Here is a 25,868-nt window from a genome sequence, read left to right on the forward strand (position 1 = left end):
TCACCCAGTTCGGCCCCACCGGGGGATGGAGGATTTGGGCGCATCGTCTGGGTATATGTCCATAACGAATAACCCGCCCCTTCATACAATGATTCAGAAAGTAACAATTCCTTAAAAGGAGGAAACAACAATGGGATATGGAGCAGGTTGCGGCCCAGTGGGCGGCGGACTTTGGACTTCCACAGGAGCGATCTTGGTTCTGTTCATTCTCCTCGTAATTATCACTCGCAGCTTCGGATTTGTTTACTAAACTGCGCTCGTCCGGCCTGGCCGGAAAGGTAACGATTTTTAAAAAATGAAATTCAAATTTAAATTCGATTAGGAGGAATTTTCCATGGGTGAAGTAGCAGGCGTAGGTTGTGGACCAGTAGGTGGCGGACTTTGGACTTCTACAGGCGTAATTTTGGTATTGTTCATTCTTCTTGTCATCATTTCCCGCACATTTTTCCTCTAATAACTGATTAACAACCTGACATCAGACTAAATTTGTACGATACGACGTACCCTTGCCTTGCTCCTGTTTCGTCGTAAATCTTGCAGGTCCAGATGTCTTCCGTGAAGCCATACGGTTTCACGGTATACTTAGCAGCAGTATATGCCAAAAGCGCTTGAGAAGCGAAAGAGCCCGGACCTCTGTCCGGGCTCTTGTCTGTGTATAGGTCCAGCCGCCGCCAAGCTCTATACCGGTTACTGAGCGGTCAAAATCAGCGGTCCATTCGCCGTGATCGCGACCGTATGCTCATATTGGGCGGACAAGCGGCCGTCTGCCGTCCGGGCCGTCCATTCGTCCTCATCGATGGTAATCCGGAACGTGCCTTCATTAATCATCGGTTCAATCGTCAATACCATGCCTTCCTTCAGCAGCAGACCTTTGCCAGGCTGGCCGACATGTTCAAAGTTCGGATCCTCATGCAGCGCACGGCCGATTCCGTGGGCCAGCAAATCCCGGACTACGGAGAAGCCGCTGCTTTCCGCATGAACCTGAATGGCATGTCCAATATCGCCCAGCCGTTTGCCAGGAAGCGCCTGCTCAATGCCCAGATACAGGCACTCCTTGGTGATCTCCATCAGCTTTCGGGCATTCTCACTAATATTGCCCACTGCGTAACACCAGGCGGAATCCCCAAACCAGCCGTCATATTCAGCTACGATATCCATCTTGACGATGTCCCCTTCCTTCAGCGGGGTACGATTCGGGAATCCGTGGGCAATCACATCATTAACCGAAGCGCAGGTTTCAGCAGGAAATCCGTTATAACCTTTCGTAAACTGCCGGCCTCCAAGCTTTGTAATATGACGGGCTACAAAATCATTGATTTCCAGCGTCGTGATGCCCGGCTCAATCAGCTTCGCAATTTCCCGGTGGCAGTCAGCTACAATATAGTTCGCCATTCTCATTTGTTCAATCTCTTCCGGCTTTTTTAATCGAATCATGGTGTTATCCCCCTTTTGCTCTCTACTCAAACTACACCTACGGTTTATAAAATGCAAATTTGGCGCCGGGACGTGAAGCCTTCACCCGCCTCAACTCCGGGCGATGAGTATCGATCAGCCCGGACATTTGATCAAGTCCAAACAGCAAAAACCCGCCGGGATTCCCCGGCAGGCCTGAACGCTTGGTATCCGATTTGGGGTTAGAGAGTAGGCCGAGCCACCCTCTTGGCTCTTAGCGGAACATGCCCCACAACTTGATCAGATGGAACGTATTCTTTGGATCGATCCGCTGCGCAAGCACAAATTGCGTCATCTGCTCTTCCTGCACACTGGTCAACCGTTCGTTAAGTATAACCGAAGCGCTTTTCACAAGCCGGCGGACCTTGGCAGGATCCTGCAGATCGGCTTTAGTCACATTCTCCACAAGCTTCTTGATCCGGTCCTTTACTGCCGGATTTTTCATCTTCAGCTTCACCCGCTGCACCAGCTGAGGGCTAATTCCAAACTGCTGATAACCCAAGTTCTATGGCACCTCCCGTCAAAACTGTCGTCTTTCCCAGTATATGACGGTGCACTTGTCCCAAGTGCCAGGAAAATCGCTGCCGAACCATCCGGCTTGTCCGGTCTTGTCCTTGTCTGTCTTGTCTGCTTACCTATGGGAACGGACCGCAGCAGTCAACAAGGCACGCTAACCGCGGCGGTACACTAGTCGATCAGCTCGCCCTGTAAAATCTGCTCCCGCTGCAGATACTCCCGCAGCGGCAGATAAGCCGGCGACGTCCAGAACGCCGGCTCCCGCACCAGCGCGGCGGCGTCGTCCCTCGCCGCCTCCAGCACTGCGAAATCGCTGACCATGTCCGCGATTCGAAACTCCGGCACGCCGCTCTGCTTCGTGCCGAAGAAATCGCCGGGACCGCGCAGCTCCAGGTCCCGCCGAGCCACCTCGAAGCCGTCGTCCGTTTCGGTCATCACGCGCATGCGCTCCTGACCTACCTCCGACTTCGGATCCGCAATGAGCACGCAATAAGACGCGTGCTCCCCCCGGCCGACCCGGCCGCGCAGCTGATGCAGCTGCGACAGCCCAAACCGGTCGGCGTCCATGACGATCATCAGCGTTGCGTTCGGCACGTCCACGCCAACCTCGACGACCGTCGTCGAAACGAGCAGCTGCGTTTCATTCGCGTAGAATAGACGCATCGCTTCTTCCTTTTCCGCCGGCGTCATCCGCCCGTGCAGCAGCCCTACTTTAAAGTCCGGGAAAGCCTGCTGCATCGAAACGAACAGGTCGATCGCATTCTGCACGTCCAGCTTGTCCGATTCCTCGATCAGCGGGCAGATCAGATAAGCCTGCCGCCCCTGACTGATCTCCCGGTTAATGAAACCAAGCACCCGGTCCATCATGCTGTGCTTGACCCAATAAGTCGAGATCGGCTTCCGGCCTGCCGGACGTTCGGACAATGTAGAGACATCCATATCGCCAAAGGCGGTAATCGCCAGCGTGCGCGGAATCGGCGTTGCCGTCATCGTCAGCACGTCCGGGTTGTAGCCTTTGCGCCGCAGGATGCTGCGCTGGTTTACCCCGAAGCGGTGCTGCTCGTCCGTAACTACGAGGCCCAGCGACCGGAAGAAAACATCCTCCTGAATCAGCGCATGGGTGCCGACCACAATATCGATTAATCCCATCTGCAGTGAAGCCAGGAGGTCTTTTCTTTTACGCCCCGTAATGCTGCCTGTAAGCAGCCCCACCATAATGCCAAACGGCTCAAATAATTTCGCCAGCGAGCGGGCATGCTGCTCCGCCAGAATTTCCGTCGGGACCATCAGTGCGCCCTGGTACCCCGATTTGACGGCCGCATACAGCGCCAGTGCCGCTACCACTGTTTTGCCGGAGCCTACATCGCCCTGCAGCAGGCGGTTCATGCAGTAAGGGGAGCGCATATCCTGCAGGATCTCTAGCTCCACCTTCTTCTGCGCATCCGTCAGCTCAAAGGGCAGGCTGCGCACAAATTCGCGCATGGTCGCATTATCGACCGTATGCTGCACCCCGTCCTGACGCTGCTGGTTCATCGCCCGATATACCTGCAGCTTTAATTGAAACAGAAACAGCTCCTCATATACCATCCGCCGCCGCGCCTGCTGACCTTCCTCGTTGTCCACCGGCTGGTGGATGCGCTGAATCGCCCGGCTGCGGGCCATCAGACCGTATTTCTGCACAAGCTCCTGCGGCAGAATTTCCGGGATCATCTCGCCGTACTGCATGAGCGCCTGCTTGATCGTCTTGCGCATCCACGCCTGCGTAATGTTCCCGCCTACCGAATAAACCGGCTGCAGGCTGCCGCTGCGGCTTACCCCCTGATCCGGGAATTCCGAATCGGAAACCGTCAGCTGCATCCGGCGCATATCCCATTTGCCGGTCAGCGTCACTTCCCGCCCAGGCGTCAGCTGCTCCTTCAGAAAATGGCGGTTAAACCAGGTTGCCGAAAACATCCAGTCGTCGGCCATCATTTTGCAGGTCAGCCTGGACTTCTTGCCGTAACGCTGCAGAACAGGTACACCGAACACTTTAGCCTGCACAGTCGCTTTCTCGCCATCCTGTACCTCGCTGAGCGGCCGGAGCCGGTAATCCTCGTAACGGAACGGGTAATATTCGAGCAAATCGTTCACCGTAAAGATATGAAAGGCGTGAAGCTCTCCTTCTTTGAGAGCACTCACGCCGCTGACTTTTTTTACCGGAATTTCATTTAACAACATGTTTAATCCCTCGCTGGCCAGCAAAATACAGCAACCGTCCCGCGCCCCACATGAGCGCCAACCACGGCGCCAATATCCGTTCGGACTACTTCATGCAGCGTAAAATGATTCCGCAGCTCCGCCAAAATTTCTTCGGCTCCTTCCGGATTGGCCGAATCGGCGAGCGCCACATGAATATCCTTCACGTCGCCAAAGTCTTTGCGGAACAGCTCCATCATGCGGGCAATCGCTTTTTTCCGTCCTCTAGCTTTGTCCACCGAATAGATCACGCCGTCCTCGCCGACCGAAAGAATTGGCTTGATGTTCAGCAAAGTACCAAGAAGCGCCGTTGCCCGGCCAATCCGGCCGCCTTTCTGTAAATATTCCAGCGTGTCGACCATGAAATACAAATGCCGGACCTGGATCAGGCGTTCAACTTCCCTCAGAATCGCCGCCGTATCCGCCCCCTCTTCCACCAAACGGGCCGCTGCCGTAACCAACATGCCGAAGCCGTAGCTTGCACATCTGGAATCGACCACATGCACGTCTACCGGATGTCCAAGCTCTTCTTCGAGCATATCTTTACCAAGCATAGAAGCCTGGTAAGTGCCGCTCATCCCGGAAGAAAGGTGAATCGAAATCACCGCACTGCTCGGATTCGCTTCCAGGAGCCCCCGGAACACCTCCATATACTCCGAAGGTGACGTCTGTGACGTGGTCGGCAGCTCTTTCTCATTCTCCAGCCGTTCGTAGAATTCGCCTGCGGTCATATCGATTCCTTCGCGGTACGAGTCTTCACCAAACCGGACAACCATCGGAATGACGTGAATCCCGTAAGCTTCGACGATTGATTTAGGCACATCGGCTGTGCTGTCTGTTACGATAACGGGTTTCGCCATCTTTCTCCTCCTGACTATGCTCGCGGTTCAGTTATCCTTCCACCGAGAACAAATAATAATAGATTGGCTGACCGCCTTCATGAGCTTCGACCTCTACATCCGGATAATGTTCATTGATCCATCCGGTCAACTGCAGCGTCTCTCCCTCTTTGGCCTCCTCGCCGGTCAGAATCGTCACGATTTCATCGCCGTTTACGAGCATTTGGGACAGCAGCTCCTGACAGGTGGCAATCATATTTTCTTCCGTAGCCACAATCTTGGAATCGGCAATGCCGATATAATGTCCCGCCCGGATTTCCAGCCCGTCAAAGGAAGTGTCGCGGACCGCATAAGTCACCTGTCCGGTTTTGACTTCGCTGACCGCCGCATTCATACGGCTTTCGTTGAGCTGAATGTCATCTTCCTCCTGGAAAGCAAACGCCGCTGCCATGCCCTGCGGAATACTTTTGCTCGGAATGACCGTAATGCTACGCTCGCCTTCCAGCAAATCACGTGCCTGCTGGGCCGCCAGTACAATATTCGAATTGTTCGGCAGAATGAAGATGTGCTGGGCCGTAATCGACTTAACCGCATTTACGAAATCTTCCGTACTCGGATTCATCGTTTGTCCGCCGGACAAGACAATGTCTACACCGAGACTTTTAAAGATCTCCGTAATGCCGTCGCCCGAGGCCACCGCGATAAAACCATATGGAGCCAGTTCATCGGCCGGCAGAATCGCCGGATCCTCATGCCTTACCGGTTCGGCCGGTATATCGGCAAACAGCTCGGGAGCCGGAGCGATATCCATGCCTGCCGTCAGCAGATCCCGGTGCTGCTCCCGCATATTCAAAATATGAATCTGCGTAATTTCTCCATACTTCAGCGCGAGGTTAAGCACTTCGCCAGGCGCCTTGGAATGGACATGCACCTTGATGATTTCGTCGTCCGCAATGACAATAATCGAATCTCCGTTAACGGCCAAGGCGCTGCGGAAGGCGTCCTCCGAGAAGCTTTCGGACTGGCCGCCCCCAAGCTTGCGGTTAATGAAAAATTCCATGTCATACAGGAATTCAATATCTTCCGTCTCAAGCTTCGCTTGCGCCGACATTGGCACTTCCGCAAACGGCCGCTGTACAGGTTGTACAGACTGCTCTTCAGGCACCGTCACGTTCGCCGGATTAACGACAGCTTGTCCTTCAGGCAGAACCGTTCCGGACGTTTGCAGCGTCATTCCGTTCAAATAATCGGCAAAGCCTTGATAAATATATACAAGCCCTTGTCCACCCGAGTCCACGACTCCGACCTGCTTAAGCACGGGCAGCTGTTCCGGCGTTTGGGCCAAAGCCTCCTTCGCTTTATTCAGCACCTCGTTCATAAGTTCGGTTACGTCGTTTGTGCGGCGCGAGAAATAAACGGCCTGTTTCGCCGCCTCTTTCGCCACCGTCAAAATCGTTCCCTCGACCGGTTTAACAACGGCTTTATAAGCAGTATCGACACCGCTCTGCAGCGCTGATGCAAATTGCACAGCGTTTAATTCTTCAAATGATGCTGCATAGCGGCCAAACCCGCGAAACAGCTGGGACAAAATAACTCCCGAGTTGCCGCGGGCCCCCATCAGCAGTCCCTTGGAAAGAACGGCAGCTCTGGTTCCCACACCTCCGGTATTCTGTTTACGCAGCTCCGTTACCCCGTTTGTCATCGTCAAATTCATGTTGGTTCCGGTGTCACCATCTGGGACCGGAAATACGTTCAGTGAATTGACATGCTCGGCATGTCTGTGAAGCTGCTCCGCTCCGGCAAGAACCATCGCGCTGAAATCTGTTCCATTTAGAGAACGCTTACTCAATGAGAATTCCCCTTCCTAGCTTAAATACGCTTTGCGCAGTAAAATAAACGGCCTGTTATTCAGCCGGCTTCTCTGCGGCTCCTATGCTTCATTTTGGTCTATAAAAACCGGTCCGATACCGGAACTCCCCTGACTCCGCTTCTTCTTATCGCAAAATCAAGTATGAAATCAAAATGGATGGTCAGGTCAAACAACAGTCCCCGGATCGCAGGTGGCCAATCGCCCTGAAGGATCCGCCCGTGTGCAAGCATCCCCAAACAGCGGCCAAACCGCATCAGGGATGCCCGGCTTTAAACAACATTGTACTATAAGAACAAAGAGAAATAAATAAAAGATGCCGTGCAGCCGGAAATAATGTTTACACAGCTGTTGACGTAGCTTTTTTTGCTGTGATATTATATTAAAAGTGTTGTGTTTTCAAGATGAGAGTCTTGGAATAAGGAGGTGTAATCAATGTCCCGCAAATGTTATGTAACTGGCAAGAAACCAAGCACCGGTAACCATGTTTCCCATGCAAACAACCGTAACCGCCGTTCTTGGGGCGTAAACGTGCAAAAGGTACGGATCTTGGTAGACGGTAAACCAAAACGCGTTTATGTCAGCACCCGCGCGCTGAAATCCGGCAAGGTAACACGCGTTTAATCACATACGCATATAAACAAAAAGCACCTTTGATTATAGAGGTGCTTTTTTCATGTCCTGGTGCGGAAGGCGCAGGGGGTCCGGTTCCCTACGCTCGGTTCCGGCAGCCGGTTTTGTTTAATTCTTTTGAAATGTATTCAAAACAGCCTTCACAAATCCTCCCAAAAACTTCGGCAGCTTAAATGTGTAAAATTTCATCATTCACCCTCCCCATCATTCTCACCATTACCATATGCGGATCTGAGTGCCCGAGTCCCGCTTTCGCGCACAAAAAAAATGGCCACATGAGAAAACGCCTGCTCATGTAACCATTTCTATGCGAAGTGGACTCCGCCTATTCCATTCGATCTTTGACCTTGCTTGTCCTTTTCGTAAATCAGCCCTGGGAAATAGCCACGCTGGAGCGAATCTCACGAATCGCCTCAGCACGGTCGCTGCGGCCAAATACCGCACTTCCGGCTACCAGCACATCTGCGCCCGCTTCTACTACGATCGGAGCGGTTTCAGACGTAATACCGCCGTCTACTTCAATATGCAAGCTGGCAATGCCCCGCTCCTGCTGCAGTCTTCTGATTTCGGCAATTTTACGTACTGTCGTCGGGATGAACGCTTGTCCGCCGAAACCAGGGTTCACGGTCATCACCAGCACCAGGTCCACGTCTTCAAGCACCTGTTCAATCGCCGATACCGGAGTTCCCGGATTAATCGCTACACCGGCTTTGACTCCATGCTCCTTGATTAAATGCAGTACACGGTGCAAATGCACGCAGGCCTCTGCGTGAACGGTAATCACATGGGCTCCAGCTTTAGCGAAGGCCGGGATATAATTTTCCGGATTCTCGATCATTAAATGAACATCAAGCGGTTTCTTTGCGATTGGAGCAATAGCATCCATGACAATTGGACCAAAAGTCAGGTTCGGCACAAAATGGCCGTCCATGACATCCACATGAATCCAATCCGCTCCCGCAGCTTCTACTTCCACAATTTCCGCGCCCAGCTTGTCAAAGCTAGCCGATAAAATAGAGGGTGCAATTAATACCATAGTTTTAATACCTCCGCTTCTTATCTTTCATTTCCTGGAAAAATTCCACATAATGCTCATACCGGCTGGCAGCAATGCCCCCGGCTTCTACCGCTTCTCTCACGCGGCAGCCGGGTTCATGCAGGTGACTGCAGCCCCGGAATTTACACTGCTCCGCCAAAGGAGCAAATTCAATAAAACAGATCGACAGCTCGTCCACGCCGAGTTCCAGGAAATCCAGCTGGCTGAAGCCCGGCGTATCCGCGACATAAGCGCCGTTTTCGAGCTCGATCAGCTCCACATGCCGGGTCGTATGACGGCCGCGGCCCAGGCGCATGCTAATTTCGCTCGTTTCAAGCGTCAGACCGGGAAGCATCGCATTCAGCAGCGAAGATTTCCCAACGCCTGACTGTCCGGCAAAGACGCTGATATGGCCAGCCAGATTTTCTTTAACCCGTTCCATGCCCTCGCCTTTCAGCGAACTGGTGACAAGCACCTTGTAGCCGACCTGTTCATATAGCTCTACTGCACGGGCAACCTGTTCGTCTTCCTGCGCGTCCATCAAATCGTGTTTGGTCAAACAAATGAGCGCACGGAGACCCGCATGCTCAATATGTACAAGAAATTTATCGAGCAGCTGCAAATTCAGGTCAGGCTCTTTCACAGAAAAAAGCAGGACGGCAAGACTGGCATTTGCCACGGGCGGACGGATCAATTCCGTCTCCCGCGGCAAAAGCTCGTCTACTGTGCCTTCCCCGTTTTCGGTTGGCGTATAAATGACACGATCTCCGACAAGGGGAGTTAATCCTTTTTTCTTAAAAATCCCCCGTCCACGGCATTGGACTATGGTGTCCACTCCCGCCTGGTCAGGTTTTACATAATAGTAGCCGCTTAATGCTTTAACGATTAAACCTTCAGGCATGAGGTTCCTCGCTTTCATCTATCTATCTAGGGTTGTTGTCCGGGTTTGGATGATTACCGTCCGTCTCCGTCCTTGCCTTTGTCATGACCATGCTTGGTGTCAAAAGAGGAAAGAGAATTGCCGGAATTGTTCGAACCCGTATCATCATTCCCCGAACCATCTTCGTCCGATTCACCAGGGATGAAGGATTCTCCCGGGTCGCTTGTTTCAGGAGGAGCGGTAACCGGCAGTTCCGGAGTCGGCACCGTCCCCTGTTTCGCGTCAATGTACGATACCCGATAAGTATCAAACAGCTGTCCATCCCGGTACACGCTGACCGAAGCATCTTTGTTAGGGGCAAGAACCAGGTCTACAGACAACGTCTGAACCGTGTTGATCGTTTTGGTGCCCCAATCCTGGTTATCTCCGCGAGCATCGCTGAAGACAATACGGATTTTGCTGTTCTTATCTGCCTGCGCCGGAGCAACAGGAACACCGTAAGAATAGTTGACCGCTTCCTCCGGATAACCGGTGCTGATCGTCAGGGTCACTTCTTCGCCTGGTTCTGCAGAATCACCTGGCTTGTAAGGCCACTGCTCGATGACCAAACCTTTGTCAACCGTAAAGCTTGACTCTTGTTTCGTCACCATCGACAGGCCCAGATCGTCGAGCTTGCTTTTAGCCGTTTTCTCGTCCAGTCCGGTCAAGTCCGGCATCGCTACCGATTCTTTGCCTTTGCTGACCGTCAAATGAACCGAAGCCACTTCCGGATCAAACTCACTGTTCGGCGCCGGATCCTGGCTGATGACTTTGCCGGCTTCAACGGTGTCGCTGAAGTCCTCGGTACTGGAGATAGAGTCGCCGTTCACGCCCATATTCACGAGCTGCTGTTTGGCTTCCTCCAGCGTCATCCCGCTCAGGTCGATCATTTGCTGAAGAGGCTTCTCTATGCTGACCGTCAGATCTATCAGAGCGCCTTCCTTGACATCCGTCCCCTCCGGCTTGCTTTGCTCATAGACGACGTCAGGATCGTAATCCTTGTTATAAGCCTGCTTGACGCTGCCGACCGCAAGGCCCAGCTCTGTCAGCTTCGTTCTAGCGTCGTCCTGAGTCATCCCTATCAGATTCGGAACCGTTACATCCGGCACTTCAAACTGGTTCTTGAAATACCACGCCATGCCTCCAAGAATAACAATAATAGCAAGAACAATACCTGCCCAAATCAACGGTTTCCTTGATTTCTTCTTACTCTCAGGTTCCTTAGACGCCTCATCAGGCACATCGGAATCTTCGTAATCGCGGTTTCTTCTGCTCTTCGCTGCAGCTGCAGCAGCAGGCTGTGGTTTGATCGCCGGGATGATCAGCGTGTTGTCCTCATCCTCGGGACCAAACGCCAGCTTCGGCTCCGTTCTGCGCTCCGGGAGCAGACAAGTCTCCAGATCCAGCAGCATTTCCTGGGCTGAATTATAACGTTCGCCAGGATTTTTCCGCATCGATTTACAAATAATATTCTCAACGCTTTGCGGGATCATCGGGTTGACCAGCCGGGGCTCCTCAAAGTCCTCCTGCAGGTGCTTAAGCGCTACGCTGATCGGGCTTTCGCCGTGAAAAGGAAGTTTGCCCGTAAGCATCTGATAGAGCACGATGCCCAGGGAATACAAATCCGATTTCTCCCCCGCAGCAACGCCTTTCGCATGCTCCGGCGAGAAATAATGCACAGAACCCATAACCGAACCGGTTTGGGTAATGGTCGCTGAAGTGACTGCCCGCGCAATCCCGAAATCGGTCACTTTCACCCGTCCGTTGCGGCCTATCAAAATATTATGCGGTTTAATGTCCCGGTGAATAATTTGATTCTGATGGGCATGGTCCAGCGCATCGCAGATTTGAGCCGCAATTCGAATGGCTTCATCTACCTGCAGCGGAGCGCGCTCCTTAATAATTTCATTCAGATTCTGGCCTTCGACGTACTCCATAACGATGTAATGAACTTCGTCCTCTTCGCCCACATCATAAATACTCACTACATTCGGGTGAGAAAGCGATGCCGCCGACTGTGCTTCCCGGCGGAAGCGGCGGATGAATTCCTCATCGTTAACGAACTGCTGCCTCAGCACCTTGATCGCGACGTGACGGTTTAGCAGCAGATCCTGAGCCTTATAGACCAGGGCCATTCCACCTCCGCCTATACGCTCAAGAATCTGATAGCGGCCGCCAATTTCGTGACCGATCATAAGCTCAACTCCTTTGTGCCTGACCCAGGTGCTTCGGACTGAAGTTCCAGCAGTACCACAGTAATATTGTCTTCTCCGCCCGCATCAAGAGCAAGCGATACCAGACGTTCGGCTCGTTCCTTCAGGGAGACCCCTTGCATCCCCAGCGTCCGGTTAATATCCTGAGCTGAAACATAGCTGCTGAGGCCGTCGCTGCAAACGAGCAGGATTTCTTCTTCTTCCAAGGTTACAGGGTAAAGATCCACTTCCACTTCCGCATCGGTGCCCAAAGCCCGCATAATGACATTTCTGCGGGGGTGCACGCTTGCTTCCTCTTTACTGATCTGGTTGTTCTTGACCAGTTCATTCACAAGCGTATGATCTTCGGTCAGTTGAACGCTTGTCCCGTTCTTGAACTTATACGCCCGGCTGTCCCCGATATGGCCAATAACGCCTCCGGAAGGCCCAAGCAGGACAGCAACAACCGTTGTGCCCATACTGTGCAGCTCCTCATGCGCGGAGGCCGTCTCATAAATGACCCTATTGGCATGCAAAATGGCCTGTTTAAGCGCCACCCCGCAAGCCTCGGGATTCAAATGGGGAGAAACTTCATACAGATCCGATGCAATCGTCTCGACAGCCAGACGGCTGGCTGTATCTCCGGCCTGATGGCCGCCCATGCCGTCCGCTACAATGCCAAGCGTATAACCCTGCTCCAGTTTAACAACGGAGAAAGAATCTTCGTTGACGGATCGGATATGACCGATATTGGTTACACTTACACTATTGATCAACTGATCTCACCTCGCATTAGACTCCATATGCTTAGCCCGTAGCTGTCCGCAGGCGGCGGCAATATCGTGGCCCTGCTCCCTGCGGATGGTCACATTAATGCCTTGATCCGCCAGAGTCCGCTGGAATTTGAAAATATCATTCCGTGAAGTACGCACATATTTACGTTCCGGAACATGGTTAACCGGAATCAGGTTGACATGACAGAGCATGTCCTTGAGAACGGAAGCCAGCTCTTCGGCATGTTCGGCCTGGTCGTTGACGCCGCCGATTAGCGCATATTCAAACGAAATACGGCGGCCGGTCTTCGCCTGATAATAACGCAGAGCTTCCATCACATCATCGAACGGATAACGGCGGTTAACCGGCATCAGCTTCGAGCGCAGAGCATCATTCGGCGCATGGATGGAAATCGCCAGGTTGATCTGGGTTCCTTCATCCGCAAATTTATAGATGCTCGGCACGATGCCGCTGGTCGATACGGTAATATGGCGCTGGCCGATGTTGAGTCCCTTCTCATGAATCATCAGACGCAGGAATTTCATCGTGTTGTCATAGTTCTCGAAAGGTTCCCCGGTACCCATGATCACGATGCTGCTGACGCGTTCACCGCGCTCGTCCAGAATCTGCTGGGCTTTCACAACCTGGGCGACAATTTCACCCGCGGTCAAATCCCGTTTCAAGCCGCCGAGGGTCGAAGCGCAGAACGTACAGCCGATCCGGCAGCCCACCTGAGTGGTTACGCAGATGCTGTTGCCGTAGTTGTGTTTCATAATAACCGTTTCAATCGCGTGGTCGTCATGAAGACCAAACAGGAATTTGACGGTGCCGTCTTTGGACTCGAATTTCGTGATTTCCTTCAGTGTAACAAACTGGAACTGATCGTTCAGCTTTTGGCGCAGAGCTTTGGACAGGTTCGTCATTTCTTCAAAGGAGTTCACCCGTTTCACATAAATCCACTCAAAAATCTGGCTGCCGCGGAACGCCGGCTCGCCTTGCTCTACGGCCCATGCCTGCAGTTCTTCCAGCGTAAAATCATATATAAAAGGTTTCATTTTCACACACCTGTTCTAAATTAATGTATGTTGCCATCTGGGATGCCATGCTCACTCATTCTTCCCATTTTAGCATAAAACCCGGATAGTCTAAAGAGGAAATAACCCGCCAGCACAAAGCGGCGGGTTAAAGAGCAGATTTTGAAGCCCCAAAGGGAATGGCGGCTTCATCTATTTTCCCTCAGGCTTGTTTAACAAGCCTGGCGATGTAGAAGCCGTCCGAGCCCGCGTCCTGCGGCAGCACCTGCAGGCCGACGGACTCTCGGTCCGCCGCCGCGGTAAGGCGGCGGAACAATTGCGGCGTCTCATCCGCCGCGAATTCGGGATGGCGGGCGAGGAACGCCTCGACCGCCCCGGCATTTTCGGCCCGCTCGATCGTGCACGTGCTGTAAACCAGCACACCGCCCGGCTTCAGCAGGCCGCAGACCGCATCAAGCAGCCGCTGCTGCAGCTGCGCGATTTCGGCCAAATCCTGCGGGGATTTGGTCCATTTCAAATCCGGCTTCCGCCGGATCACACCAAGCCCCGAACACGGGGCGTCGAGCAGAATCCGGTCGAAGGAAGCCGGCTCGTATTGCCCGGCCAGCTCCAGGGCGTCGCTGATCCGGATATGGACATTGGGCAGGCCAAGCCGCTCGGCCTGGTCTTGGATCAGCTTCGCCTTATGCGCGTGCACGTCATTGGCGATGACGGTTCCGCTGCCTTCCATCCGTTCCGCTATGTGACAGGATTTCCCGCCGGGAGCCGCGCAGCAGTCCAGCACTTTCATACCGGGCCGGGCATCCACCGCCTCGGCGACCAGCATGGAGCTTTCGTCCTGGACGGACAGCAAGCCTTCCCGGTACCAGGCCGATAGCGCCATGTTTCCGCCGCCCTGCACAATAATGCCGTCCCCCGACAGCGGGGACGCAGCCGCTTCAAACCCTTGAGCAGTCATCTCCTTGAGCAGGCCCTCCCGGTCCGTCTTCGTCCGGTTGACCCGGACGCTGACAGACGGCGGTTCGTTGTCGGCCCGGCAGATCGCCTCGGCCGTGTCGGCACCGTACTGCCGGATCCAGCCCTCGACCATCCACTCGGGATGGGATTCCGCAAGGGCAATCCGCTGCGCTGCAGGCAGATCTTCCGGCAGCTTCAGCGTCTCTTTCTGGCGGAGCACATTCCGCAGCACGCCGTTCACCATGCCGGAAATGCCCTGATGACCGCGTTTCTTGGCAATGTTGACCGCCTCGTTAACCGCCGCATGGGCAGGAATCCGGTCCAAATAATAAAGCTGGTAGAAGCTGAGTCTCAGCAGATTGCGAACCCATGGCTGCAGCTTGCCCAATCCTTTGGACACAAATTTACCGAGAAAATAATCGATCGTCGACCGTCTAGAAATCGTGCCGTAAACCAGCTCGGTAGCAAGCCCAACGTCCGGGCCGGACAAACCGGCGCTTTGAATGGCTCCGTTCAGCAGCAAGTTACTATAGGCGCCTTCGGTTTCCACTTCCGTCAGCACATAAAGCGCCGTTTCGCGTGCGGTAGACATGCCGCGGCCACCTGCAATCGATCCTTTCCACTTGGAGCGGGGCCCTCGTCCACCGGCATTGCCGGATGAAGGTCCTTGGACTTTATCCGGTGTTTGCCCCGTAGTTTTGCCTTTTCCAGATTTGCTTCTGCCAGAAGCTGATCCGCCTGCTTTGCCGGAAGCTTGTCCAGCCGTTTTTGAGACCGGAGCTTGTCCTGCAACTTTTGAGATCGAAGCTTGGCCTGCCCGCTTGGAAGCCGGAGCTTGTCCTCCGGCCTTTGATGCCGAACTAGCCTTGGATGCGGAACTTCCGCCTTCGTTTCTTCCGCCGCTCATGACAAAACCTCGCCCGTCTTCATTTGGCCGCCTCGCAGAAATTCAGCCGCGGGCATCGCTTTTTTGCCTGCAGGCTGCACGCGCGTAAGCAGCACCGTACCGCTGCCGGTCTGCACCTCGATGCCTTTGTCAGACAATGCCAGCACCGTGCCCGGAGCCTGGCCCGAACCCCCGCCGCTTTCCTTGGCTACCGAGAGTTCCCAAACCTTAAACACATCCCCGTTCCAGGTCGTAAATCCACCGGAAAAAGGCAGCAGCCCCCGCACCCGGTTCCGGATGCTTTCGGCATCGGCGCTCCAGTCGATTTTCTCATCCTCCCGGGTCAGGTTCGGCGCATAGGTCGATTCGGCATCGTTTTGCGGAATACGGTCAGCCCGGCCTTCAATAATCAGCGGAAGCTGCTCCTTAAGAAGCTCGGCCCCCGCCGTGCTCAGCTTGTCAAAAATCGTGCCCGATGTGTCGATATACTCAATCGGAACGACTACCTTGGCGATCATGTCGCCGGTGTCCAATCCTTCAGCCATATACATCAGCGTAACGCCTGTTTCCTTCTCGCCGTTAATAATCGAGCGCTGAATCGGCGCGCCACCGCGGTATTTCGGCAGCAGTGAACCATGCACGTTCAGACAGCCGAATTTCGGCAGATCCAGTACAGCTTTCGGTAAAATCTGCCCGTAAGCGGCGGTCACGATCAGATCCGGCTTCAGGGCCGCCACTTCAGCAACCGCTTCAGGAGCACGCAGACGAGAAGGCTGAAGCACGGGGATCCCGTGCTTCAAAGCCGCTTCCTTCACGGGAGTTGGAGTCAGCACTTTCTTCCGTCCCTGCGGACGGTCCGGCTGCGTCACGACACCCACGACGTTATAGCCTTCGGCCAAAAGCATCTCGAGAGACGGAACCGCAAACTGCGGAGTCCCCATAAATACTATATTCATGCCATCAGCCTCACTCTCGTTCCTCTTCTTCACGAGGAGTTTCGTATACCCGTTCAGCAATATCTGTGTACAGAACGCCGTCCAGATGATCGATTTCATGCTGGAACGCACGAGCCAGCAGATCGGAGCCGGTATAAGTGACTTCCTTGCCGTTGCGGTCCAGGCCTTTCACAGTCACCGTCTGGGCGCGTTTAACATCGCCGCGGTAGCCGGGAATGCTGAGGCAGCCTTCAGGGCCAAACTGTTCGCCGTCTTTGGACACGATCTCAGGGTTAATCAGCTCGATCAGCCCGTTTTCGTCGCCGACGTCCACCACGATCATCCGTTTCAAAATACCGACCTGCGGAGCAGCCAATCCAACGCCTTCAGCGTGGTACATGGTGTCGGCCATATCGGTCAGCAGCTTTTGCACGTTAGGGGTAATCTTCGTAACTTCCTTCGCTCTCTTGTGGAGCACTTCATCCGGTTCAAGCACAATAATTCTTAATGCCATATAAATTCCCTTCCTTCACATCACGGAGTCAATTGTATATTTTTAGTATATGCCAAGAATAAAATGGGAGGTTCCTTGCCCACCATTCTTACATCAACATTTGCGGGTCTACGTCGATACTAATCTGGAACAGGGGATCTTTGGTTCCGCCAAGCAGGCCGTCGGCGGTTTGCCGCACCAGCTCAACCGCGTCGATGTCTCCCCGATATTTTACCATACATTGAAAACGATAGCGTTTCTTTAACCTCGGCATCGGGGAGGCAATAGGCCCAAGAATGTCCAGCGCTTCCGCAGACAAGCGGTCCAGGCTGCCGAATATCCCCTTCTTGACGGCATTGCCGCGCAGCTCGGCCGCAAAATTCTCAGCCATGCGCACCAGCACCGGCATATGCTCGTGAGACAGCGTGATCAGGATCAGCCGGCAGTAAGGCGGATAGCCAAGCCCCCTGCGGTGCTGGAGCTCCTCACGAACAAACGACAGATAATCATGCCTGCTGGCATGGACGATTGAATAATGCTCCGGCATATAGGATTGGATAAAAACCTCACCCGGCAGCTGATGCCGCCCCGCCCGCCCAGCCACCTGCGTCAGCAGCTGGAACGTCTTCTCGGCCGCGCGGAAGTCCGGGAGATTCAAAGCCGAATCCGCCGCAATCGCCCCCACGAGGGTGACATTCGGGAAATCCAGACCTTTTGCGACCATCTGCGTGCCGAGCAGAACGTCGCCCTTTTGCTCGCGGAACGCCTGCAGCAGACGTTCATGCGAGCCTTTTTCCGTTGTCGTATCGACATCCATCCGGATCACGCGGATGCCCGGGAACAGCTTGGCCAGCTCTCCTTCGACACGTTGGGTTCCCGTTCCGAAGTAGCGGATATGCTCGCTTCCGCATTCCGGGCAGGTCGAAGGAGCAGGCTCCGCATGGCCGCAGTAATGACAGCGCATATTGTTGGATTTCTCATGATAGGTCAGTGAAATATCACAATCCGGACAACTCGCCACATAACCGCAGCTGCGGCACATGACAAAAGTCGAGAAGCCCCGGCGGTTCAGGAACAGAACGGACTGCTCCTTCCGCTCCAGCCGGTCAGCAATCGCCTGATGCAGCGGGCGGCTGAACATGGAGCGGTTGCCTTCCTTCAGCTCCTCCCGCATATCCACGATGTTGACTTTGGGCAGGCTGCTGCCTAAAGGGCGATTCCGCATTTCCAGCAGCATCGGCGCAAACTCGTCATCAGACTGGGAACGCGCCGCATGGTAGCTTTCCAGCGATGGCGTTGCCGAGCCGAGAATGACAACGGCCCCATGCTGCTGCGCTCTCCGAACGGCGACATCACGGGCGTGATACTTGGGCGTTTCCTCCTGTTTGTAGGAGGTTTCATGCTCTTCATCCATCACGATCAGGCCGAGACGTTCAAAAGGAGCAAACACAGCCGAACGTGCGCCGATCGCAACCTGGACTTTGCCTTCACGGATTTTGCGCCATTCATCATAACGTTCTCCGCCCGACAAACGGCTGTGCAGAATCGCCACCTTGTTGCCAAATCGTCCTTTAAACCGCTCTACCATCTGCGGTGTCAGTGAAATTTCAGGCACCAGCACAATGGCTTGACGATCCTGGGCGATACAACGTTCAATCGTCTGCAGGTAAACCTCAGTTTTCCCGCTGCCCGTTACGCCATGCAGCAGGAAGGTATCATGAACACGGGCCTGAAGGGCTCCGTTGATTTTAGCGAATACATAGCTTTGCTCTTCGGTCAGCTCCAGCGGAGCCGTCGGTTTAAAACGGCGGTCGGCGTAAGGGTCGCGGTAAACCTCGACATCCTCAATGACCGCATACCCTTTCTCCGCCAGCTTCTTGACCGTTCCTGCCGTAACGCCGAGGGTCGACAGCAGCTCCTGCTGTGAAATCGGAATCCCGACTTCAAGCAGAAACTCCAGCACTTCCTTCTGACGGCGGGCCTGAGCTGTAAACGAAGCAAGCGCCGCTTCCGCCGCCTCGCCGGATACGGCCGCGGCTACCGTTTTGACCGTCTTTCTGCGCATCTGGTCTTTGATCTGCTGAGTCTCTACCAGCAAACCTTGACTTAGCAGTGCTTTAACCGATTCTCCTTCTTCGGGATACCGTTTGCCCAGCTGCGATAGCGGGACAGGACCGGCGTTCCGAACAAATTCCAGGATCAAGCGGGCTTCGGGAGGCAACGCCGCCGTTAAGGCAAACAGCTCTCCCTGTTCACCTCTCCCTGACTCGTCAACCGGGTAGGACAAGTCCGGGCTGTTCGCTTTGCCTGATGCAGGAACACCGGCTCCGGCAGCAGCCTCCAAATGTCCAGGCAGCGAATCGGGAACGCTGATGTATCGTTCAGCTTTGCCTTTTAGCGCCGACGGAATCATGACCTGCAGCGCAGCAATCGTCGTGCAGGCGTATTTGCGGCTCATCCAGCCTGCCAGCTCCACCAGATCCGGCGACAGTGGCGGCAGATGATCGAGCAGCTCCTGAATCGGCTTGATCCTCGCCGGATCCATATCCGATTGTTTCTCCAATCCTACCACGAACCCTTGCAGGGTTCTGCGTCCGAATGGCACGCCAACCCGGCTGCCGACTTCAATCCAGCAGGCCATCTCCGGCGGAATCCGGTAATCAAACGGCCGGTCGGTATCGCGGCTCGGCACATCCACAATTACTTTGGCTATCGTATACATCAGGCCTGCGCTCCTGAAAGACGCTGTGCGGCCAGTTCGAGAATCCGGCGGGCGGTATGCTGTTTGGAGAGCAGCGGCAGGTCCTGCACCAGCCCGTTCGCATCATAAATATGAACGATATTCGTATCGGTGCCGAATCCGGCTCCCTCAGACGTAACGTCATTGGCTACGATCAGATCGCAGTTTTTACGGCGGAGTTTATCTAGGGCATACTGTTCCAGATCATGAGTTTCAGCCGCAAAACCAATCAAGAACTGCCTGGTTTTTCTTTGGCCCAGCTGCTCCAGAATATCGATGTTTTTGACCAGTTCAAGGGTCAGCGTGTCCCCGCTTTTTTTGATCTTACGATCTGCCTGAACCGCTGGCCGGTAATCAGCGACGGCCGCCGCTTTAATAATGATGTCGCTGGCGTCAAAATGGCTCATGACGGCATCGTACATATTTTGCGCGGACTGGACGCGCTCCAGCTCGATGCCTTTTCCGGCAGGCGGCAGAATCTGCGTGTTTCCGGCAATCAGCACAACCTCCGCGCCAAGCTCGCGCGCGGCTTCCGCCAGGGCAAAGCCCATTTTTCCCGAAGAATCGTTGGTAATATAACGGACCGGGTCGATGCGCTCGACCGTTCCGCCCGCGGTGATCACGACTTTCTTCCCGGCTAACGGCCCTGCTGTGCGGGCCTCTTCCCGGTTAAAGAACTGCTGCACAACAGCCACAATCTCCTCTGGTTCCTCAAGACGTCCCTTTCCGACATATCCGCAAGCCAGAAGTCCGCTGCCGGGCTCAACGAACATAACCCCGCGCTCCACCAGCTCGTTCATATTGCGAACCACTGCGGGATGCTGGTACATATGTACATTCATCGCCGGGGCGACCATAATCGGCGCTTCGGTAGCCAGCAATGTGGTGGACAGCATATCATCCGCCAGCCCCGCGGCCATCTTCCCGATCATATTGGCGGTTGCCGGAGCAACCAGCACCAGTTCGGCCCAATCGGCGAGATCGATGTGCGCGATCACCGATGGATCTTTTTCGTCAAAGGTATCCGAGTACACCGGGGCTTTCGACAGAGCCAGAAAAGTAAGCTCCCCGATAAATTTCTTGGCTGACTCCGTCATAATGACCCGTACTTCGGCCCCCTGTTTGACAAGCTTGCTGCACAGGGAAGCGGCCTTGAACGCCGCAATTCCCCCTGTGACGCCCAGCACAATTTTTTTGCCGGTCAACATCTTATTTCCCCCGCTTTCAATCTGGATATCCGGAACTCCCAGGCAAAAATCCCCACAGACAGGAAGAAACGCCGCACCCGGCCTAACCGGAGTTACCGCGTTCCTTCTTTGAGGGTGTATGGCTTATACTCGCTTCTCTTTTAAAAAAATAACAACCTTACGGTTGTCATTATCAGCAAAGCTGCAGATTATTCCTGTTCGTTTCCGTCTTCGGAAAACTCGTTTCCGTCGCGTTTGATTTTTACAAAATCACCGTAGATTTCTTCAAGGGCAACGCCAACCTGCTTGTGGGATTTAGGCCCCTTAAGCTCGGACTTTTCGCCTTCTCTGAGCTGTCTTGCTCTGCGGGATGCCGCAACGACCAGCGAATATTTGCTGTCAACTTTCTCGAGCATTTTATCAATAGATGGATACAGCACTCTCTACACCTCTTCTTCGGGCGGCGCCTTCCGCCCTTTTATTTATGCACTTTACAATGTTCGGCGACAATGATGCTTTCTATTCGTTTGCATGCCAGATCGATTTGATCATTAACTACAGCATAATCATAATACTCAAGCAGACCCATTTCATCAACTGCCACTGACAAGCGGTGGTCGATCGTCGCCTGATTCTCCGTTCCGCGGCCTACGATCCGGTCCTTCAATTCCTCCATCGAAGGAGGCAGCAGGAACACGAATACGCCTTCCGGAAATTTCTCTTTGACCTTGAGCGCGCCCTGCACTTCAATTTCAAGAATGATGTCCTTGCCGCTGTTGATCGTCTGCTCCACGAAATCCCGCGGAGTGCCATAATAGTTATCGACATAACGAGCATGCTCCAACAGCTGGTCGTTAGCGATCATTTCCTGAAATTGCTCATGCGTTTTGAAAAAATAATTCACGCCATGCTCCTCGCCCACTCGCGGCTGGCGTGTCGTAGCCGAAACGGAGTATACGAGCTCCGGCATGCGCTGACGCAGCTCTTTGCACACCGTGCCTTTCCCTACACCGGACGGACCGGATAATACAATTAATAACCCTTTAGACATTGTTCTCTCCATTTTACTCATCATTGTCATCGTCTTTGGTAGATAAACGATGCGCCACCGTTTCCGGCTGGACAGCCGACAAAATCACATGATCGCTGTCCGTAATAATTACCGCCCGCGTTCTGCGGCCGTATGTAGCATCAATCAGCATATGCCGGTCTCTGGCTTCCTGAATGATCCGTTTAATCGGCGCCGATTCGGGACTTACGATGGAAATGATACGATTGGCTGACACGATATTGCCGAAGCCAATATTAATAAGTTTGATTGCCATGTACAGGTTGTTCCCCCTAATTTAGTGCCGCGAGCTTCATAGCTGCTACTCCAGATTCGCCGCTTGTTCGCGGATCTTCTCAAGTTCGGCTTTCATCTCTACGACAAGGTTAACGATTGCGAGATGATTGGCTTTGGAACCAATCGTATTCACTTCCCGGTTCATTTCCTGGATCAGGAAATCAAGCTTTCTTCCGGCAGGCTCGCTCCCGGACAGCAGTCCCTGGCACTGGGCCAAATGGCTGCTCAGCCTTGTCAGTTCTTCGTCAATATTGGATTTATCGGCAAACACCGCTACCTCCATGTTGAATCTCTGCTCATCGAAAGAGCCCTCCAACAAGTCGGCAAGCCGGTTTCTAAGCCGGACCCGGTACTCGTCTACTGCATCGGGAGCCAGCTTAAGCAGCTCCGCATGCAGCATTCCCAGCCGGCTGAACCGCTGCGATAAATCCTCCGCCAGATGATTTCCTTCCTTGAGACGCATAGCGGAAAGCCCATCCAGCGCTTGTCCAAGCACCTGACGAAGAACGGCTTCCCACTCCTCTTGACTGCCGGTGTTATGATCCTCGGCCTGGTCGGCCGGCATCATAACGCCTGGCATCGTCAAAAGCTGGGCAGCCGTCGGCATGCCCTCTAGTCCGAAGGCTTCCATTAATTCTTTCGCGGATTGCACATAATCCCGGGCCGCAGAAAGATTGAGCTTCTGGGATGCAGAGCTCTCATCTTCCCTTTCCTTGCTAATATAAACATCAATTCGTCCCCGTTTAACCCGGCTCTGCACCAGCCGCCGCAATCCGTCTTCATAACATGTCCACTCTCTCGGCACGCGAACCACAATCTCGCAGTACCGGTGGTTGACAGATTTGACTTCACATTGGATTACATAACCGCCTAAACGCAGAACGGATTGACCGAATCCGGTCATACTAAATGACATCGGCATCACATCCGTTACACTATTGTAATTGAAAATCAAGAGTGAAACAAGTAGGACGCGCGCTCTTTCGACTTCTCCTGCACATATTTTGCCAAAGCGACGCTCATTTCGTAGAACAAAAATGGAGTCATCAGATAGATTCCGTTAAAATGCTCCATAGCAGCATCCAGCAGCTCCTTGGCAATTTCGACTCCCTCAAGTCTGCCCTGCTCTCCTGCAAGACCGCTCATCCGCGCCCGAATAGACTCCGGCAGCTCAATGCCCGGCACCTCATTGTGCAGGTATTCGGCATTTTTCCCGCTGGCCAGCGGCATAATGCCGATAAAGATCGGAATATCGAGATGCGCAGTCTCTTCCTTGATTCTCTTGATTAGTTCTGGATCATAGACCGGCTGAGTCATCACGTAATCGGCTCCCGAAGCAATTTTCTTCTCCAGACGCTGAACCGCCTTGTCCAAATGTTTGACGTTAGGATTAAAGGCAGCACCTACAACAAAATTGGCCTTATGTTTCAAAGGTTTACCCGAAAAAGCAATCCCCTCGTTCAGCTGCTTGATCATCTTGATGATCTGGAACGAGGTAAGGTCATAAACCGAACTGGCGTCCGGCAGGTCGCCAAACCTTGAAGGGTCGCCCGTAACGGCAAGCACATGGTTGATGCCCAGGGCGTCAAATCCCATCATATGCGACTGGGTTCCGATCAAATTCCGGTCCCGGCAGGCGATATGCGCCAGTGTGCGCAGCCCGATCCTATCCTGTACCAGGTGGCCCAGCGCCATGTTGCTCATTCGTGCTACGGCGAGGGAGTTGTCCGCCATGGTGACTGCATCGACGCCGGCTTCCTTCAATGCAGCTGCACCCTCCATAAATTTGGTGATATCCAAATCGCGGGGAGGATCCAGCTCCACAATCAAGGTATGACGCTGTTTAACCAGGTCCACTAGAGTAGGGGACTCAGGATCTCCCGTTCGGCCGGCCGACCGTTCTTCTTTACCATTCAAGTGGCGGATAACGGAAACCGATTCCCCGGAAAGCTTCGGCGTCTCTGCCAGCGGCTGCGTTTCAAAATCCGCCAGCGCTTTCGCCATCTCGGCGATGTGCTCCGGTGTTGTCCCGCAGCAGCCGCCGAGCAGCCGCACTCCCACCGCTGCAAAATCCTTCGCCCGTTCGCCGAAATAAGCAGGCGTTGCACGGTATACATATTTCCCATCCACAAAGCTGGCCAAACCTGCGTTCGGATAAACGGACAAAGGAATCTCAAGCGGCACAGGCAGCTGCTGCTGAATGACGCTCATGATGCCTTGAGGGCCGGAATGACAGTTAAAGCCGACGACATCAACGCCTTCCTGCTTCAGAATGCTGAATGCATCCGTAATCGCGTAACCGTCCAGCGTACGTCCCACCTGATCGACGGCAAACTGCGAGATAATCGGAACATTTCCGCGTTCCCGTATGCATTTAACCGCAATTTCCATTTCCTCGAGGTCAAAAAAGGTTTCCAGCAAAATACCGTCCACGCCTTCTTCCAGCAGCGCGTCGATCTGCTGTCCGAAATACAAGCCCAGCTCCCGCGCCGAAACATTGATCCGGCGGCCGCTGCGGATCGAACCTACCGCACCGATGACATAAGCCGAAGCACCCGCGGCCGCTTCTCTGGCGATCCGCACGCCTGCCCGGTTGATTTCGGCCGTTTTGGACTCCAGTCCGAATTTGGACAATTTATAAGCATTCGCCGAAAACGTATTGGTTTCAATGACGTTTGCTCCTGCCTGAATATATTGGGTGTGCACCTCGCGGATGGCTTCCGGAGAGACCAGATTCAGTTCGTCATAGGAAATTCCGACGGGGTGGCCTAATTGAGATAAATAGGTTCCCATGGCCCCATCGCCTATTAATACTTTGCTCTCTAATGCCTTGCGCAGATCCGTCATAAACTCCCCTCTTTCTTCCGGGCTGAAATTTTATTTAATGTACCATAAATTTGATAGAAAAATAAGAGATTCTTTCAGCTCTAAACAAAAACGTTCGGCAAGCAGGTTTCCCTGTCCGCCGAACGTTCAGTTAAATGCCTCTTAAACAGACAGCTCGCCTCTGTAAACCGTCTCCGCCGGCCCTGTCATATAAACGTGATTGTTCGCCTCATTCCACTCGATAAACAGGTCGCCTCCGGCGAGGCCAACCCAGGCGCTGCGCCCTATCAGCCCGTTCAGCACGGACGACACCAGTGTCGCACAGGCACCGGTGCCGCAGGCGAGTGTCGGGCCGGCGCCGCGTTCCCAGACGCGCATTTCGATGCGCTCCGGACCGGTAACGGTCGCGAATTCCACATTCGTTTTCCGCGGAAATAGCGGATGGGTTTCCAGCTTCGGTCCCCAGGTATGAAGATCATACGCGGGAGCGTCGTCCACATAGATCACCGCATGGGGATTTCCCATGGAAACGCCGGTAAACCGGAACGTTTCGCCCTCTACCTCCACAGGCCGGTCAATGACCTCGCTGCCGTCCAGCGTCGTTGGAATCAGCCGGCCCTCCAGAATCGGAGCGCCCATATCTACTTTCACCGTCTTCACTTTACCGTTCTCCACGGTGAGCGTTACCGGCTGCACGCCGGCACCCAGCGTTTCTATCGTAATGTCCGTACGGTTTATATGCCCGTTATCATAAACGTATTTGGCCGCGCAGCGGATGGCGTTGCCGCACTGCTCTGCTTCGGTGCCGTCCGAGTTAATGATTACCATCCGGAAGTCCGCACGTTCAGACGGAAGAATGAACACCAGCCCGTCAGCCCCGACGCCAAAATGTCTGTCACAATATTTAACGGCAAGCTCGGCTGCCCCCTGCGGAAGCTGATCCATCCCGTAAAAAACGAGAAAGTCGTTGCCAAGTCCGTGCATTTTCGTAAATTCCATCCG

The 25,868-nt window shown here is 53.9% G+C and carries 24 protein-coding genes; 2 read left to right on the forward strand and 22 right to left on the reverse strand.

Annotation, left to right across the window (positions count from 1 at the left end; all coding sequences use genetic code 11):
- The first annotated feature begins 130 nt into the window (after positions 1-130).
- Positions 131-250: a sporulation protein YjcZ gene (locus CBE73_RS22360; protein WP_094093453.1), complete on the forward strand. Its 120-nt coding sequence runs from the start codon at positions 131-133 to the stop codon at positions 248-250.
- Positions 251-687: 437 nt separating this feature from the next.
- Here CBE73_RS22360 and map read toward each other — a convergent pair whose 3' ends face one another.
- From map to CBE73_RS06035, 5 genes are all read right to left on the reverse strand, one after another.
- Positions 688-1,434, reverse strand: coding sequence for a type I methionyl aminopeptidase (map, locus tag CBE73_RS06015; RefSeq protein WP_094093454.1), 747 nt, complete (start codon positions 1,432-1,434; stop codon positions 688-690).
- A 232-nt stretch (positions 1,435-1,666) separates the two neighbouring features.
- The gene (locus CBE73_RS06020; RefSeq protein WP_094093455.1) at positions 1,667-1,954 is read right to left on the reverse strand and encodes a stage VI sporulation protein F; all 288 of its coding nucleotides are present in this window, start codon (positions 1,952-1,954) and stop codon (positions 1,667-1,669) included.
- Positions 1,955-2,139: 185 nt separating this feature from the next.
- Complete coding sequence (gene recG / locus CBE73_RS06025; protein ID WP_094093456.1) at positions 2,140-4,185, reverse strand: ATP-dependent DNA helicase RecG; 2,046 nt, start codon at positions 4,183-4,185, stop codon at positions 2,140-2,142.
- Positions 4,186-4,187: 2 nt separating this feature from the next.
- Positions 4,188-5,063, reverse strand: a complete 876-nt coding sequence (locus CBE73_RS06030) for a DegV family protein (RefSeq protein ID WP_094093457.1) — start codon at positions 5,061-5,063, stop codon at positions 4,188-4,190.
- A gap of 31 nt (positions 5,064-5,094) precedes the next feature.
- The gene (locus CBE73_RS06035; RefSeq protein WP_094093458.1) at positions 5,095-6,891 is read right to left on the reverse strand and encodes a DAK2 domain-containing protein; all 1,797 of its coding nucleotides are present in this window, start codon (positions 6,889-6,891) and stop codon (positions 5,095-5,097) included.
- A gap of 453 nt (positions 6,892-7,344) precedes the next feature.
- Here CBE73_RS06035 and rpmB point away from each other — a divergent pair, with 453 nt between their 5' ends.
- Positions 7,345-7,533, forward strand: a complete 189-nt coding sequence (gene rpmB, locus CBE73_RS06040; protein WP_068696193.1) for a 50S ribosomal protein L28 — start codon at positions 7,345-7,347, stop codon at positions 7,531-7,533.
- A 117-nt stretch (positions 7,534-7,650) separates the two neighbouring features.
- Here rpmB and spoVM read toward each other — a convergent pair whose 3' ends face one another.
- The 17 genes from spoVM to dapF all read right to left on the reverse strand — a co-directional run bounded on the left by spoVM (position 7,651) and on the right by dapF (position 25,865).
- Positions 7,651-7,731, reverse strand: a complete 81-nt coding sequence (gene spoVM, locus CBE73_RS06045) for a stage V sporulation protein SpoVM (protein ID WP_055107596.1) — start codon at positions 7,729-7,731, stop codon at positions 7,651-7,653.
- Between the two features lie 178 nt (positions 7,732-7,909).
- Complete coding sequence (gene rpe / locus CBE73_RS06050) at positions 7,910-8,578, reverse strand: ribulose-phosphate 3-epimerase (RefSeq protein WP_094093459.1); 669 nt, start codon at positions 8,576-8,578, stop codon at positions 7,910-7,912.
- Between the two features lie 4 nt (positions 8,579-8,582).
- On the reverse strand, positions 8,583-9,479 hold the full coding sequence (gene rsgA / locus CBE73_RS06055; RefSeq protein WP_094093460.1) for a ribosome small subunit-dependent GTPase A: 897 nt from the start codon (positions 9,477-9,479) through the stop codon (positions 8,583-8,585).
- A 53-nt stretch (positions 9,480-9,532) separates the two neighbouring features.
- A complete protein-coding gene (gene pknB, locus CBE73_RS06060) occupies positions 9,533-11,692 on the reverse strand; it encodes a Stk1 family PASTA domain-containing Ser/Thr kinase (RefSeq protein WP_094093461.1) in 2,160 nt (719 codons plus the stop codon).
- Positions 11,689-12,465, reverse strand: coding sequence for a Stp1/IreP family PP2C-type Ser/Thr phosphatase (locus tag CBE73_RS06065; protein WP_094093462.1), 777 nt, complete (start codon positions 12,463-12,465; stop codon positions 11,689-11,691). The genes pknB and CBE73_RS06065 overlap by 4 nt, the downstream gene beginning before the upstream one ends.
- A gap of 6 nt (positions 12,466-12,471) precedes the next feature.
- Complete coding sequence (gene rlmN / locus CBE73_RS06070) at positions 12,472-13,518, reverse strand: dual-specificity RNA methyltransferase RlmN (RefSeq protein ID WP_094093463.1); 1,047 nt, start codon at positions 13,516-13,518, stop codon at positions 12,472-12,474.
- Between the two features lie 181 nt (positions 13,519-13,699).
- Positions 13,700-15,361, reverse strand: coding sequence for a 16S rRNA (cytosine(967)-C(5))-methyltransferase RsmB (gene rsmB / locus CBE73_RS06075; RefSeq protein ID WP_094093464.1), 1,662 nt, complete (start codon positions 15,359-15,361; stop codon positions 13,700-13,702).
- The gene (gene fmt, locus CBE73_RS06080; protein ID WP_094093465.1) at positions 15,358-16,296 is read right to left on the reverse strand and encodes a methionyl-tRNA formyltransferase; all 939 of its coding nucleotides are present in this window, start codon (positions 16,294-16,296) and stop codon (positions 15,358-15,360) included. Before fmt ends, rsmB begins: the two co-directional genes overlap by 4 nt.
- A 10-nt stretch (positions 16,297-16,306) precedes the next feature.
- Positions 16,307-16,789 carry a peptide deformylase gene (gene def / locus CBE73_RS06085; protein WP_094093466.1) on the reverse strand — a complete coding sequence of 161 codons (483 nt, stop codon included), beginning with the start codon at positions 16,787-16,789 and terminating at the stop codon, positions 16,307-16,309.
- Between the two features lie 88 nt (positions 16,790-16,877).
- Positions 16,878-19,490 carry a primosomal protein N' gene (priA, locus tag CBE73_RS06090; RefSeq protein ID WP_094093467.1) on the reverse strand — a complete coding sequence of 871 codons (2,613 nt, stop codon included), beginning with the start codon at positions 19,488-19,490 and terminating at the stop codon, positions 16,878-16,880.
- Positions 19,490-20,716, reverse strand: coding sequence for a bifunctional phosphopantothenoylcysteine decarboxylase/phosphopantothenate--cysteine ligase CoaBC (gene coaBC, locus CBE73_RS06095; protein ID WP_094093468.1), 1,227 nt, complete (start codon positions 20,714-20,716; stop codon positions 19,490-19,492). The genes priA and coaBC overlap by 1 nt, the downstream gene beginning before the upstream one ends.
- 188 nt (positions 20,717-20,904) lie before the next feature.
- A complete protein-coding gene (rpoZ, locus tag CBE73_RS06100; protein WP_094093469.1) occupies positions 20,905-21,135 on the reverse strand; it encodes a DNA-directed RNA polymerase subunit omega in 231 nt (76 codons plus the stop codon).
- Positions 21,136-21,173: 38 nt separating this feature from the next.
- Positions 21,174-21,746 (reverse strand): guanylate kinase, encoded by a 573-nt coding sequence (gene gmk, locus CBE73_RS06105; RefSeq protein WP_094093470.1) that lies wholly within the window; start codon positions 21,744-21,746, stop codon positions 21,174-21,176.
- Between the two features lie 13 nt (positions 21,747-21,759).
- Positions 21,760-22,020 carry an extracellular matrix/biofilm regulator RemA gene (gene remA / locus CBE73_RS06110; RefSeq protein WP_005548256.1) on the reverse strand — a complete coding sequence of 87 codons (261 nt, stop codon included), beginning with the start codon at positions 22,018-22,020 and terminating at the stop codon, positions 21,760-21,762.
- A gap of 45 nt (positions 22,021-22,065) precedes the next feature.
- Complete coding sequence (locus CBE73_RS06115) at positions 22,066-22,956, reverse strand: YicC/YloC family endoribonuclease (RefSeq protein WP_094096165.1); 891 nt, start codon at positions 22,954-22,956, stop codon at positions 22,066-22,068.
- Positions 22,957-22,991: 35 nt separating this feature from the next.
- On the reverse strand, positions 22,992-24,887 hold the full coding sequence (locus CBE73_RS06120) for a bifunctional homocysteine S-methyltransferase/methylenetetrahydrofolate reductase (RefSeq protein ID WP_094093471.1): 1,896 nt from the start codon (positions 24,885-24,887) through the stop codon (positions 22,992-22,994).
- A gap of 141 nt (positions 24,888-25,028) precedes the next feature.
- On the reverse strand, positions 25,029-25,865 hold the full coding sequence (gene dapF / locus CBE73_RS06125; RefSeq protein WP_094093472.1) for a diaminopimelate epimerase: 837 nt from the start codon (positions 25,863-25,865) through the stop codon (positions 25,029-25,031).
- Positions 25,866-25,868 lie beyond the last annotated feature (3 nt).

The sequence above is a fragment of the Paenibacillus physcomitrellae genome (assembly GCF_002240225.1).
GTDB lineage: Bacteria > Bacillota > Bacilli > Paenibacillales > Paenibacillaceae > Fontibacillus > Fontibacillus physcomitrellae.